This is a genomic window from Methylobacterium sp. PvP105, assembly GCF_017876975.1.
GTDB classification, from domain to species: Bacteria; Pseudomonadota; Alphaproteobacteria; order Rhizobiales; family Beijerinckiaceae; genus Methylobacterium; species Methylobacterium radiotolerans.
In genome coordinates, this window is record NZ_JAGIPA010000001.1 from 4,480,513 (window position 1) to 4,493,606 (window position 13,094).

Genomic DNA, 13,094 nt, shown 5'->3' on the forward strand with positions numbered 1-13,094 from the left:
CTCGCTTGTGATTCGGAGTGGGGGCGGGACCGTCAGGCAGCCTCGTGACCTTCGGCATGGGGCTCGGCCCCGCCTTCCAGGACGTACTCGCCGGCCACGAGTTGGCGGCGCAGCAGCTTGCCGACCGGCGATTTCGGGATCTCGTCCACGAAGACGTACCGGCGCGGCAGCTTGTGACTCGGCAGGCCGCCCGCCCGGCAATGGGCATCGAGCGCCGCTTCGTCGGTGCTGCCGCTCCGCTTGATGAAGGCCGCGACGATCCGACCCCAGCGCTCGTCGGGCAGGCCCACAACGGCGACTTCGGACACGGCCGGATGCAAGGAGAGGCGGCTCTCGATCTCGACGGGCGAAACGTTCTCGCCCCCGGTGATGATCATGTCGTCCACCCGGCCGGTGACGTAGAGGTCGCCATCGGCGTCGGCGAAGCCGGTATCGCCGGTGAAGTACCAGCCATCACGAAAGGCCTTCGCGTCGGCTTCGGGGCGATGCCAGTAGCCCTCGAAGGCTTCGTCGCCCTTGGCGATGACGGCGATCTCGCCCTCCTCGCCCGGCGCGGCGGTTCGGCCTGGGTCGCCCCCCATGGGTACGACGCGCACCATCGTGTTGAGGCCCGCCCGCCCGGCCGAACCGGGTTTCACCGCCGCCTCGTGGTTGATCGTAAAGGTGTAGACCTCCGACGAGCCGTAATGATTGACGAACAGATCCGGCCGGAACGCCTCGGTCAGGCGGGCGAGCAGGCCGTCCGTCATCGGCGCTCCGGCGAAGCCGAGCTTGCGCACGGAGGTCGTGTCGGTCGCCGGGAAATCCCGATGGTGCACGAGGTCGTGATAGAGGGTCGGCACGAGGTAGAGGTTGGTGATCCGCTCGGCCGCGATCAGCCGCAGCGCGCCGGCCACGTCGAACCGGGGGAGGCAGACGAAGGTCCCGCCGATCAGCGACATGGCGAGGAGCGAGCGCACCCCCATCGTGTGATAGAGCGGCATCACGCCGAGGGTGCGCTCGCCGCGCCCGTAGAGGTTTTGCGCCACATGGGCCACGGCCGCCGCGCGCTCCGCCCGGTGTCGCCGCGGGACCCCCTTGGGCTTGGCGGTGGTGCCGGAGGTGTAGAGCATCAGCGAGATCGCCTCCGCGTCGGCCCGGGGCGTCACCGGAGGCCCCTCGGTGGCGGCGAGGTCGGCGAAGGCCGTCTCGCCGGGGCCGGGTGGCGTGCCGACGGCGATGCGCGGGATTCGCTGCGACGCCGCGCTGTCTCGCAGGCTCCCGGCCGAGACCGGTTCGTAGGCGATGGCGCGGGCCTGCGCGTTCTCGACCGCGTAATCGATCTCCTCGGCCTTGGCCCGCCAGTTGATCGGCGTGATCACGATGCCCGCGAACTGGCAGGCCCAGTGGAGGGTCGCCGCCTCGTGCCGGTTCTGGAGGACCGTGACGAGGTGGTCGCCGGGCTTCAGCCCGAGCCGGTCGAGCCCGGCCACGGTTGCGGAGATGACCCCGAACCACTCCGCGTAGCTCAGCCGGGTCTCCCCGTCGACGAGGGCCAGGGCGCGGGGATCGCGGGAGACGCTCGCAAGGAAGCTGGTGCCGAGATCAAGCATGGGCGGCCTCCGGGGATGACGGGGCCGGGATGTCGCCCCTGAGTTCCGCAGCCGCCTCCAGGGCGGCCTCGATGATCGGCGCGTAGCCGGTGCAGCGGCAGAGATGGCCGCCGATCACTTCCGTGATCTCCCGGCGCGAGGGGTTCGGCCGGAAGGCGAGATAGGCGTCGAGCGACATCAGGATGCCGGCGGTGCAGAAGCCGCATTGCAGGGCGTGCCGCCGCCGGAACGCCGCCTGCAGCACCCCGAGGCGGCCGGGCTCCGGAGCCAGACCCTCGACGGTCCGCACGGCGCAGCCCTCGACCCCCACGGCGAGCGTCAGGCAGGCCCGGGCGGGAACCCCGTCGATGGACACCGTGCAGGCGCCGCAGACGCCGTGCTCGCAGCCGACATGCGTGCCCGTGGCCCCGAGCCCGTGGCGCAGGGCGTCGGTCAGCAGGGTGCGGGTCTCGACCTCGACCGTGGTCTCGCGCCCGTTGAGGGTAAAGGCCACCGTGTGACGGCCCTTCGCGTCTAGCTGTGGCATGGCACGGCCTCCTGATGGGTGTCGCCGCGGGCGACCTTGACGGCCTGTTCCAGCACCCGGCGGCCGAGGCTGCGCACGAGCTCGCGGCGGTAGCGGGCGGTGCCGTGGAGATCGTCCCCCGCGCCGAGGTCCCAGGCGAAGGCGTTGAGGGCATCGTCGAGCGCCGACCCGTCGAGGTGGGGGAAGTCGCGGGCGGTGGGCCGGTCGGCGACGCCGCCGACCGCGAGCCGCATCCGGGTGCCGTCCACCACGGCGGCGCAGGCGACGATGGCGTAGTCGCCGTGCCGACGCCCCACCTCGGCGAAGGCCGTGCCGGTGCCCTCCCGGCGCAGGGGATAGGCGATGGCCTCGATCATCTCGTCGTCGGCCCGGTCGGTGACCATCATGCCGGTGAAGAAGTCCTCGGCCGCCACGCGCCGGACCTTCCGGCGGCTGCGCAGGTGAATCTCGCCCTGGAGCGCCACGAGGCAGAGGGGGATTTCCGCGCTCGGATCGGCATGGGCGACGGAGCCGCACAGCGTCCCCCGTGCCCGGGTCTGGATGTGCCCGACCCACGGCAGGGCAACAGCCAGCAGCGGCAGGTCCCGGGCGAGACCCGGCCGGTCGAGCAGGATCGCCTGCCGCACGCCCGCCGGAATGACGAGGGCGCCCTTGTCGGGGCGGGGCTCCTTGAGGGCGGGGATGCGCATCACGTCGACGAGCACGGCGGGCTTCGTGAGCCGCATGTTGAGCATCGGCATCAGGGACTGGCCGCCCGCGATGATCCGGGCCTCGGGGCCGTGCTGGTGCAAGGCTTCCAAGGCGTCGTCCAGGGACGTGGCGCGCAGATAGGCGAAGGGCGCGGGCTTCATGCGGACACTCCCAGGCGCGCGAGGAGCCACCGCAGGGCGGCCGGAAGGCGGCGCCCGCGCACGCCGGACCCGCCGGCCCGCCGAGCGAGGGCCGTGAAGAACCCGCCGATGATCACCCGCGCGGCCCCGTCGAGGAGGCGTCCGCCCACCGCCGCGACCTTGCCGCCCACCGCCGCCTCGTAGACGTAGGCGATCCGCGTGCCCCCCGTGCCGTCGGGCTCCAGGGTCAGGCGGCCGGTGCCGCCACCGCTGCCGAGGCCGCCCGTCACCGTGCCGGTGAGCGTCACCGCCCGGGGCTCGTCGAGGTCGGAGAGGATCACCTCGGCCTTGTAGCGGCCCTTCACCGGGCCGACGCCGAGCGTGACGTCGGCCTGGAACCGCGTGTCGGAGAGCTTCCGCACCCCATGCGAACCGGGGATGACGGAGGCGAGCACGTCGGGGTCGAGGAGCATCGCCCACACCGTCTCCGGCGGAGCCGTGACGGCGGCCGAGCCCTCACCGCGCAGGGTGCGGTCGCCCGCCTTGGCGGCGGGCTTCGGGGCGGCGTGGCCGGAGGGGGGCCCCCGCTCCTCCCCGCCCGCCGCGAGGGCCGCGAGCTTGGCGGGCGTCAGGGGCAGGTCGATGGCTTCCAGGCCCAGGGCGTCGGCCACCGCGTTGGCGAGGCAGACCGGCGTCGACATGCAGTTGCCCTCACCGACCCCCTTCGCGCCGAGCGGCGTGAAGGGAGACGGGCTCTCGACGTGCAGGATGCGCAGGTCCGGCACCTCGGTCGCGGTGGGCAGCAGGTAGTCAGCGAAGGTGCCCGACAGGAAGGCGCCGTCGTCGCCGTAGGCGAGTTCCTCGTAGACCGCCGCGCCGAGCGCCTGCGCGAAGCCGCCGCGCACCTGCCCCTCGACCATGCCGGGGTGCAGGATGCGCCCGCAATCGTGCATCGAGACGTAGCGGTCGATGGCGATCTTGCCGGTGACCCGGTCGATCTCCAAACCGCAGATGTCGAAGATGAAGCCGTGGCACAGGGAGGAGTTGATGTGGTCCTCCGCGTCCGGCGCCGTCAGCTCCGGGGGTGTCCAGAACACCGTCTCGCGGATCACCGCGCCGAGCTCCTCGGGCACGAGGCCGGGCGACCAGTGGCTCGTGGCGGCGACCCGCGCGAAGGGCAGACCCGCATCCGGGTTCACCCGCGAGGCGATGCGCCCGCCCGCGAAGACGAGATCCTCCGGGCGCAGGTTCAGCTGCGCCGCCGCGATCCGCGCGAGCCTGTCGCGCAGGCGGGTGGCGGCGAGGTGCGCGACCCCCGCCACGGCGGCGGCGAAGCGGCTCGCGTAGTTGCCGGAGGCGATCGACCACGCATCCTTGGCGGTATCGAGGTCGGCCGTGACGCGGACCTGCTCCATCGGGAGGCCGAGCACGTCGGCCACCACCTGGGCCAGCACCGTCCGGTGCCCCTGGCCTTGCGGCACCGAGGCGACCTGAACCGTCACCGAGCCGACGGGATCGAGGGTGATGGTGGCCGTCGATTGCGCGCCGTTCTTCGGTCCCGCCTTGGCGCGTTCCTCCGCCGTCAGCACGGTGGTGATGTAGCCCATGTTGGAGACGCTGGGCTCGACCGCCGCCGTCAGGCCGATCCCATAGAGGCGGCCCTCGGCGCGGGCGGCGTCCCGCCGCCGCTTCAGCTCATCGAGCCCGCCGTCCCGGGCGGCTTCGTCGAGGGCGCGCTGGTAATCGCCGGAATCGTAGAGGGCGCCGGTCGCGGTGCGATAGGGAAAGGCGTCGGCCGGAATCAGATTCCGGCGGATCACCGCGAAGGGTTCTAGGCCCAGCGTCAGCGCGATGCGCTGCATAAGCCGTTCGAGCGGATAGTAGACCTGCGGCCCGCCGAAGCCGCGCACGAGGCCGGTCGGCGTCTTGTTGGTCAGCACCACCCGGTTGCGCACGGCGACATTGCGGATGGCGTATGCGCCGGTAAGGTTGCCGTGCATCCGGTAGAGCGTGGCGGGTTCGGGCGCCCGCAGGTAGGCGCCACAATCCTCGATCTGGTCCCAATCGAGGGCGGTGACGCGCCCGTCCGCCTCGAAGGCGGCGCGGAGGGTCGTGACCCGGTTGGTGGCGGAGACGGAGGCCGAGAGGTGCTCCAGCCGGTCCTCGATCCACTTCACCGGCTGGCCCACGAGGCGCGCCGTGGCGGCGATCAGGACGGCGTAGGGCGCGACGCCCTGCTTGACCCCGAAGCTGCCGCCGGAATCGGGGGGCGTGCGCAGGCGCAGGCGGTTGCCCGGCACCTTGAGCGCCCGGGCCACCACTGCATGGATGCTGAATGGCCCCTGGAAGTTCGCGAGCACGTCGTAGGAATCGTCGGTGGGATCGTAGGAGGCGACGACGCCGTAGGTCTCCATCGGCGAGCCGGTGTTGCGCGGGTAGCGCACGGTCACGGACAGGCTGCGCGGGCTCTCCGCGAAGGCCGCCTCGGGATCGCCGTAGCGGAAGCGTCGGTCGCTGACGCAATTGGCGCCGACGCCCTCGTGCAGGATCTCGCTGTCGGGGGCGAGGGCCGCCAGCGGATCGACCACCGCGGGGCGCACCCGGTACTGCACCTCAATCAGGTCGCAGCCGTCCTCCGCGAGGTAGCGGTCTCGGGCGACGACGATGGCGACGGGCTCGCCGACATAACGCACCCGGTCCACCGCGATGGCGCGGGCATCGACGACCGCCCGCAAGGCCGGGACGAGGCCGGTCGTGACGGCGTCGAGGTCCCGGCCCGTGACCACGGCGGTGACGCCGGGCAGCGCCTTGGCCGCCTGAACATCGAAGCCAAGGATGTCCGCATGGGCGTGGGGCGAGCGCAGGATCGCCGCGTGCAGCGTGCCGGGCCGCATGCCGAGGTCGTCGATGTAGCGCCCGAGCCCGGAGAGCAGGGCTGCGTCCTCGACGCGCTCGACCGATCGTCCGACATAGCTCGTTGACACGATGCCCAAGCCGCTTCCTCCGCCGGACCTCTCGATGGGGTCCATATCTCGGGGAGAATGGCGGCTCCGTGTGGGCGCAGCGATGCCGAGGCGTCTCGCGACTTACCGAAACGTCTCATTCTTTGATGACAGCGCCGTCAGGCAGTGGGCTGGCCGCCCCGCCGGACGATACCGCGGAAGATGCTCGGGGGTACGCTGACGTGGTCCCGGAAGAAGCGCGAGAAATGTGCGGGCGCGGCGAAGCCGAGGCGCATGCCGATCGCGGTGAGGGGCTCCTCGCTGCTCACGATGGCCTCGACGGCCTGTTCGATCCGGATCGCGTTGAGGAAGACATGAGGCGGGGCCCCGGTGGATTGCTCGAACAGGCGGTAGAACTGGGCGCGGGAGAGGCCCGCCTCGCGTGCCAGCGCCTCGGTGCCCAGCATGGCGCCTGGCTCTGCCCGCACCCGTGCGATGGTGCGTCGGATGCGCCAGTCGCCAGCGTTGCGCCGGGCGGCGGCACGGAGGGAGAGGGGCTCCTCGCGCCAAGCCGTGAACCGCTCGATCACGGCAACCATCAGGTTCGACAGTAACTCGTCCTGGATGTGGGAGGAAAGCGGTGCATAGACCATCTCGGCGGCGAGGTCGTGGGCGAGCCGGTGAATCGTTGGTGTGACGGCGCCCGACGGTTGTCCGAAGAAACCGGGCGCCCCGCTCGCAGCCCAATTCCGCCGGAACGCGCCGAGCCAGTTGGGCTCGATGTACAGGGCCAGGATCATCGCCTTGGCCCGCCGGGGATCGTGCAGGTAGGCGTGGGTCTCCCAGGCGTTGATCAGGACAGCCTGATCGTCGGTGAGCGCCACAACCTGATCACCGACGAGGAACTGCGTGTCGTCTCCCTCGACCTTCAGGAGCACGTGGCAATGCGGGTGCGCGTGGCGGACAAGGCTGCGGTCCATGTCGAGGAGCGCGACGCGGCCGAAGGCGCCATGGGCGATCTCAAGAGCCTCGGACATCTGCACTATTTAGCATGGTCCGCGGGGGGCAGCTAGATCGCCGCCGGGACACCCGTCCCGTCAGGGCGCCGCAACCTGTTCGTTCCGGAGCGTGGTCCTCTTCCGGAGTTCGGCTGTACCCATCACCGCTAGGGGAATGACGAGGGCCACATAGGCGTTGTCGATTCCCCCGGGATCGCCGGCGAGGAACCAGCCGATCGTCAGGACGAGGGAAACCAGGATGCTGACGACGGCGGCCCGCGGTGTGCCGAAGCGCGGAGCGTAGAAGGCAAAGATGACCAAGACCGCCAGGGTCGCCCGCAGGGATTTCGCGAGGAACGTCACCTTCAGGATATCCGGCGCGAAGATCGCCAGGGGAATCGGGATCAGGCCCACGAGCACCGTCATGCTGCGGACGAACCGCAGGGACGACGTCCCATCCTCGCTCCGACGGCGGGGATGATAGAAATCCTTGAACAGTAGGGTGGCAGCGCCGATGCTAAGGGCCGAGATCGTGCCGAACAGCGATCCCGCCAATCCCGCCACCACGATGGCGGCCAAAAGATCGTCCATCCGGGCGATCAGGCCCGGCAAAGCCTGGATCGCGGGGATTCCCGGCAGCAGCGCCGCCGCGCAGACACCGACCAGGGCAGCGCCGATGCCGAACGGCACGAGCAGGAAGGCACAATAAAAGCTGGCCTGCCGCGCCGTGCGCCCGTCCTGCACGGTATTGATGGCCTGGATCACGTATTGCGTCGAGAAGACCGCGCCGATGCCGGCGACCATCCACGCGAAGATCTGTGACCAGCCGACCGTATCGACCGCGAACATCGCTTCGGGCACGTGGGCCCGCAGGTTGTCGAAGCCGCCGACCTGAGACAATCCGAAGGCCACGGCCGCGAGGATGCCAAGATACTTCACGACGGCATGCAGGACGTTCGTATAGATAACCGAGCGCATCCCCCCGACACTGACATAAAGCGTCGCGACGATACCCGTGATGACGATGGCGCTGGTCCGGTCGACGTTGAGGAGGCCCGCCAGGATCGTACCGCCGCCCGCATAGGTCGAGACCGCGACGATCTGGAGCGCGAAGATCATGATGACCGAGGTCGCGAGCTTGGTCGGGCGACCGTAGGCCTTGGCCAACGCCCCGGAGATCGTGTTCTCGCCGAGTTCCTTGAAGCGGGGCGCCAGGAGAATGGCGTAGAGAACGAAACCGACGGCGAGGGCGAGGACGTTCCAGGCGGCCGACACGCCGACCCTGTAGGCCGTCTGTGTCGTGCCGACGCTCGTGGCGGTCCCGATGAATTCCGACATCAGCAGAAAGCCGATCAGGAACGCCGGATAGCGCGTGCCGCCGGAGGTAAAGCTTCCAGCGCTCCTCGCATGGCGTCGCACAGAGAAACTGATCAGCCCCATCGCCGCCATGTAGGCCAGGGTCAGGGAGAGAACGATCCAGTTTGGCTGCATGGGTGCGGCCTAACGGCGACGCCGTAGTGCCTGGGCGCCAAGGGACCCCAGCATGTTTCCTCCGAAATCATTCGAGGCCGCAGCTTTCCTCGCACGAACGAGAAGCAACGGCCATTGCGGGGAAAATTAGATTTTGAGAAGGAAGCGGACAAATATTCTGATTTGATCGGCGCCATCAGATTATCTGATTCAGCACGATGATTAATATAAAGCGCACCCTTAGCAGGGTGCGGCAGGTCAAGAAACGTCTTTATATTGATTTGGATTCACATTAGATCGGTTTTACAGAAATAATAGACGTTATAGGTCGTTGTGTACTCGACTGCCTGCAAAATTTGACGATGAAATGGGTCGGCATGTTAGCAGAGCGCATTTGTATCGACGTTGCGTGGGATAGCCATTGAGTCGCTGGCTAGCCGAGAAAGCTAACATACTCCTCGCGACCCATGTCTGCCATCTCGGGCGGAGTTGGCGCATCCCGATAGCGGTCTTTCGCGGCAGTTGAGCAAACTCAGCTTAGCTTGGGGCACGAAGGGGCGTAGGCCGTTGGTGACGGCGCGAGGGCAAGGCTGACCTCAAGATGGTGTCGTCAAAGGTCCACCGGGGGATTGTGCGCATCGGAGCGATATTCGTGAAGGCACCTGCGAAGCCTCCCTACGGCGATGCACTGTCGGATACATCGACAACCAGGCCATCGCTCAGCTGCCGATAGAACGTCTGCTTTTAGGTTGCTACCCGGTTCGGCCGAGTGGCAGCAATGGGCGCATTGCTGCTGGGCTGGTCTCGGAGCCCCTCGACGCAGAAGCCGAGGGGCCGAGCGCTCAAATCTCAGTTCCTTCGGCCAGGGTCAGGGCATCCTCGACGTCAACACCGAGGTACCTGACCGTGCTCTCGATCTTGGTATGGCCGAGCAGGATCTGAACCGCCCGTAGGTTGCCGGTCCGCTTGTAGATCAACGACGCCTTCGTGCGGCGCAGGGAGTGGGTGCCATAGTCCTCGCTGCGCAGCCCGATGCCTGCGACCCACTCATCGACTAGGCGCGCATACTGCCGGGTACTGATGTGCGTGACGCCGTCGAGCCGACTCGGGAAGGCATAGTCGTCGAGCGTACCACCCCTGGCTTCCAGCCATGTCAGAATGCTGGTTCGTGCAGGTTCGAGCAGCTCGAACTGGACCGGCCGGCTGGTCTTGCGCTGGATGACGATGGCCCGGCTACGGACGCGACCACCGCTGATCAGGTCGCCGATCTTAAGCTTGACGATGTCACAGCCACGTAGCTTGCTGTCGATGGCGAGGTCGAACATAGCCCGGTCGCGTGTACGCCGTTCGCGGTCGAGCCAGAACCGGATGGCCCAAACCTGCTGAGGTTTGAGGGCGCGCTTGGCGCCGAGCTTGCGGCCAGCGTTCCAGGCTGGCCGCCCCTTCGTTGCCGGATCGTGTGCTGAGTGTCCCATCGTCTGTCTCCTCGCCGGCCCATGCCGACGAGGCGAAGAGACACCCGAACGAAGGCTCTGAAGATGGGGGCGTATGCGGACGTTCCGCTTGCGACCCAACCCGGCTACCCGGATCGCGCTCCGCGCTTCTCCAAAGCAGCCGTTCGTCCGCCGTTCGGCAACTTCGGCGTGGAGTTGGGGAGCCTCACCACTCCTGATGATTAGTGGAACTATCGCGATCTTGCTTGCGCCAGGGTGCTTCTTGATCCTGCCGATTGTCATCCATGTTGACGATCACGGTCCCTCGGCGACCTCTGCCCATCCAGAGGTTCCCTGAGGGGCCTCGAAAGCCCGCATAACCGTTCGCGCAATATACGGTCCCTGCACGTTCGGTACACGGCGGGGCCAAGGGAGCTGGCTCCACTGGAAACAGGACAGAGGCAAGGGCTACGGCTGACCCAGCTGAGGCCATCACAGAGCCTAAGGCAACGGCGGATAGAATGCGCATGCCCAGATGTTATGCATTCTGTGGTTGCATATCAACTCGTCTACGCAACCTAACTCCGAGGCTGCACGGGACATCGAATGGCTTGGTAAACATCGGGCAGAAGTTCAGCCAATCGACAGACGAGCATCCGCAAGCCTTGATAACTCAACCGGTTCTGGTTTTCCGGAGCGCAGCTCGGATTGAGTTGCGAGCGGCAGCACGGCTCGGAGCGGCCTGAACGTCGGCTCGACCAAGACAAGCAGATATCGACGGCGTCCATCTCCGATGCCGCAGATGGGTGGAACGCGTGCAGGACGAGTACGTCCGTTCCGATGCCTCTGCTGCTCGGAAACGGAACGGCAGTAAACCACCCTGAGCCGTCCTTCCGATAGCGACCCAATCCAGCCGCCAGAACCGCAGTCGGCGCTTCTGCAAAGCGGCCATTCACTCTTCGACCCAGGTAGGCTCGCCGAGGATCCCCCGCGCAGGGGTGCAGCTACTCGGCGTTTAGGAGGTCGAGCTTGATCTGCGGGCTCGACGCGCGGCTGATCTCGATCGTCACAGCACCGGCGTCCAGGGCGAAGCGAACGCTCTTGCGCACCTCTGGGCAGCCCTTCTTTCCGCTGTGGGCCGAGGGCTTGATGGTGGAGCGGCCATCTTGGCTGACATCGATCCAGGCCTCGTCCGAAAGCGTCACCTGATGCATCCCAACGGCTGGCACCGTAGCGGTCACGAAGCCTGCAAAGGTTTCGGGCTTTGCTTCCTTCTCGGATGGGACCGGCAGCGCGACTTCCGCGGCTGGCTTAAGGGCGATTTGCGCCGCGCCGACACTGCCCGATAGCGCTGAGCCGGACGCGAGCGCGGGCAGGCCCGGCGCGCCGAAAGCGGCACGCTCCCGCGCCACCGACCATGCGAAGCTCGCGCAGGCCGGGGCATCCTCAGCCCTGGCCGTGTTGACTGAGAGGGCCACGAGCCCGGCGGCGAGGATGGCGCGGGAGATGATCATCGTTAGTCGACCGCGATCATGACATCGGATGCCTTCACAACGGCATAGGCATCCTGGCCAACCTTGAGATCTAGCTCGTCAACGGCTTCGTTTGTGATGGAGGACGTCACCGTCGTACCGTTACCGACATCAATGCGCACGTGGGCGGTTGTTGCGCCTTTGGTGATCTCGACGATCTTACCCTTGAGCCGGTTACGAGCGGATATCTTCATCTCGTTCCTCAGAGCCTACTGATTGATGGCAATCCAACCTATCGCTATATCTGTCTGGATATGACGGCAAGCCCAGAGCCAATCCGCTGCCAGCCCACTTGGACCGAGCAAAGGACAGAGGGCAGCGGCAGCAATGTCCGCATCAGCGCCAGGCCGCATCAAAGCAGATGGGGTGGATGGCTCCCGCTCCGACTGACGGCATCTCGGTGCCAAGATGTGGTCGCTGTCGAAGCAGCAGCCACGCTCATGCAGGAGCCATCCCCACGACGGATCAGATCTACTGAACCGACTTGCTCGGGTCGTCGGCGGGGTTGATGTAATTCAACCCGAAGGGCCCAGAGCCATTCACCTGAAGCTCTACCGGCTGCTCGGTGGTCCAGAGCGAATGCGGCATATCCTTAGGCAGGAACACGAAGCCGCCCGTGCGCAACTCCTTGCCTTTCGCCCTGTCGATGGTCGTGCCGTGCTCGTGATAGATCGAGCCCGAGAGGATCGTCAGCGTCTCGGCTTCGGAATGGGTATGGGGCGCGATCACCGTGTTGGCGGGAAACTTCACCCGCAGGACAAAGGGGCCGGGCTTGCTCGGATCGCCCGAGACCATGCTGATTTGCGTGCCCTTCGGTAGGTTCGGCGGTCCCGGTTGATAGGCCGCGCTCGCGGCATCCGGCAGGGTAACCGCGCCGTGCGTTCCATGGTCCTCCGCGAGGCCTGCGCCCGTGCTGGCGATCAAGACCGCGAGACCGGTGGCGATGGTCCGAAGGCGTTTAGTCATGGATCGTTCCCCCCGTCCGCGACGGACTCGATGACCAGTTAGCGCACAATCAAGTTTTGGCCACTCTGACGGTGTCGGGGCCATCGACTCGCTCTCCCCCGCCACGCTCCCTCCAGGCGTTCGGCCGAGTTCAGAGAGCGATCCCACCGCTGCACGGGCCCAGCGCGGTGCCCTAAAGCGACGTTTTGACGTTACAGTTGCTGTAAGTATCGGGATCGGGTGCGACGGCGATGTCTGCTTCTTCGCTTATCCGCTCGAGAGCAGTCAGGCAGAAATCCACCCCAAGCCGCCCACTCGCTTCCGAGCCAGCCCAGCCATTCGGCGCCCCCTTCGCCGCATGAGAACGTAAAACAGCCTCAGGCCCCGGCCTCAAATGCCGCTCGCCATCAGGGTGCCCGGGCTCACGGCTTGAGGCCCGGACAAAGACGGAAGCCGTCGTTACCGCCGCCCGTCAGATCCGTGTACCGGTCCGGCCCATCGACGCGGATGGTGGAGCGTTCGGTGGCCCGCTCGACCTTGGGACCGCCGAACTGACGGCAATCCTGCTCGATCTCGAACACGTTTCCCTTCTTGGACAACACCCGGCTCCGGCAGTCATTCGCCTTCGAGCTGCCCAGGCCGCCGTCGTCGTAGGTTCGCAGCGCGACGTTCGGCGGGTCCTTGCAGTCGGTGCCCATGGCGACATAGGCGCCGTGGCGCAAAGGCAGGGTGTCCGCCAGGACTGGACCAGCTCCCAGCAGCAGAACGCAGGCCACGATGTTTCGAACGATCATCGGTCATCCCCTTGGAAATCAGGTTGTAAGTG

General features: G+C 67.2%; 11 protein-coding genes. All 11 read right to left on the reverse strand.

Annotated features, from left to right (window positions below; all coding sequences use genetic code 11):
- Positions 1-32: 32 nt before the first annotated feature.
- Positions 33-1,592 (reverse strand): AMP-binding protein, encoded by a 1,560-nt coding sequence (locus J3A75_RS22065; RefSeq protein WP_059408544.1) that lies wholly within the window; start codon positions 1,590-1,592, stop codon positions 33-35.
- On the reverse strand, positions 1,585-2,118 hold the full coding sequence (locus tag J3A75_RS22070; protein ID WP_012321639.1) for a (2Fe-2S)-binding protein: 534 nt from the start codon (positions 2,116-2,118) through the stop codon (positions 1,585-1,587). The genes J3A75_RS22065 and J3A75_RS22070 overlap by 8 nt, the downstream gene beginning before the upstream one ends.
- Entirely contained in the window at positions 2,106-2,969 is an 864-nt protein-coding gene (locus tag J3A75_RS22075) for an FAD binding domain-containing protein (RefSeq protein WP_012321638.1), read from the reverse strand. The genes J3A75_RS22070 and J3A75_RS22075 overlap by 13 nt, the downstream gene beginning before the upstream one ends.
- The gene (locus tag J3A75_RS22080; RefSeq protein ID WP_245372137.1) at positions 2,966-5,941 is read right to left on the reverse strand and encodes a molybdopterin cofactor-binding domain-containing protein; all 2,976 of its coding nucleotides are present in this window, start codon (positions 5,939-5,941) and stop codon (positions 2,966-2,968) included. Before J3A75_RS22080 ends, J3A75_RS22075 begins: the two co-directional genes overlap by 4 nt.
- 128 nt (positions 5,942-6,069) lie before the next feature.
- The gene (locus J3A75_RS22085) at positions 6,070-6,927 is read right to left on the reverse strand and encodes a helix-turn-helix transcriptional regulator (protein WP_012321636.1); all 858 of its coding nucleotides are present in this window, start codon (positions 6,925-6,927) and stop codon (positions 6,070-6,072) included.
- A gap of 60 nt (positions 6,928-6,987) precedes the next feature.
- Positions 6,988-8,379, reverse strand: a complete 1,392-nt coding sequence (locus J3A75_RS22090; RefSeq protein ID WP_012321635.1) for a sodium:solute symporter family protein — start codon at positions 8,377-8,379, stop codon at positions 6,988-6,990.
- Positions 8,380-9,200: 821 nt separating this feature from the next.
- Positions 9,201-9,833 (reverse strand): tyrosine-type recombinase/integrase, encoded by a 633-nt coding sequence (locus J3A75_RS22095; protein ID WP_012322182.1) that lies wholly within the window; start codon positions 9,831-9,833, stop codon positions 9,201-9,203.
- 962 nt (positions 9,834-10,795) lie between these two features.
- Positions 10,796-11,305 (reverse strand): hypothetical protein, encoded by a 510-nt coding sequence (locus J3A75_RS22100; protein WP_209650751.1) that lies wholly within the window; start codon positions 11,303-11,305, stop codon positions 10,796-10,798.
- 2 nt (positions 11,306-11,307) lie between these two features.
- A complete protein-coding gene (locus tag J3A75_RS22105) occupies positions 11,308-11,517 on the reverse strand; it encodes a molybdopterin-binding protein (protein ID WP_059408523.1) in 210 nt (69 codons plus the stop codon).
- 277 nt (positions 11,518-11,794) lie between these two features.
- Positions 11,795-12,289 carry a cupin domain-containing protein gene (locus J3A75_RS22110; RefSeq protein ID WP_059408522.1) on the reverse strand — a complete coding sequence of 165 codons (495 nt, stop codon included), beginning with the start codon at positions 12,287-12,289 and terminating at the stop codon, positions 11,795-11,797.
- Positions 12,290-12,690: 401 nt separating this feature from the next.
- Entirely contained in the window at positions 12,691-13,062 is a 372-nt protein-coding gene (locus tag J3A75_RS22115) for a hypothetical protein (RefSeq protein ID WP_209650752.1), read from the reverse strand.
- Positions 13,063-13,094 lie beyond the last annotated feature (32 nt).

Excerpts from the sequence above, each read along its gene's own strand:
- J3A75_RS22075 (WP_012321638.1), bottom strand. The coding sequence starts at position 2,969 with ATGAAGCCCGCGCCCTTCGCCTATCTGCGCGCCACGTCCCTGGACGAC.
- J3A75_RS22070 (WP_012321639.1), bottom strand. The coding sequence starts at position 2,118 with ATGCCACAGCTAGACGCGAAGGGCCGTCACACGGTGGCCTTTACCCTC.
- J3A75_RS22095 (WP_012322182.1), bottom strand. The coding sequence starts at position 9,833 with ATGGGACACTCAGCACACGATCCGGCAACGAAGGGGCGGCCAGCCTGG.
- J3A75_RS22085 (WP_012321636.1), bottom strand. The coding sequence starts at position 6,927 with ATGTCCGAGGCTCTTGAGATCGCCCATGGCGCCTTCGGCCGCGTCGCG.
- J3A75_RS22100 (WP_209650751.1), bottom strand. The coding sequence starts at position 11,305 with ATGATCATCTCCCGCGCCATCCTCGCCGCCGGGCTCGTGGCCCTCTCA.
- J3A75_RS22105 (WP_059408523.1), bottom strand. The coding sequence starts at position 11,517 with ATGAAGATATCCGCTCGTAACCGGCTCAAGGGTAAGATCGTCGAGATC.
- J3A75_RS22090 (WP_012321635.1), bottom strand. The coding sequence starts at position 8,379 with ATGCAGCCAAACTGGATCGTTCTCTCCCTGACCCTGGCCTACATGGCG.
- J3A75_RS22110 (WP_059408522.1), bottom strand. The coding sequence starts at position 12,289 with ATGACTAAACGCCTTCGGACCATCGCCACCGGTCTCGCGGTCTTGATC.
- J3A75_RS22115 (WP_209650752.1), bottom strand. The coding sequence starts at position 13,062 with ATGATCGTTCGAAACATCGTGGCCTGCGTTCTGCTGCTGGGAGCTGGT.
- J3A75_RS22065 (WP_059408544.1), bottom strand. The coding sequence starts at position 1,592 with ATGCTTGATCTCGGCACCAGCTTCCTTGCGAGCGTCTCCCGCGATCCC.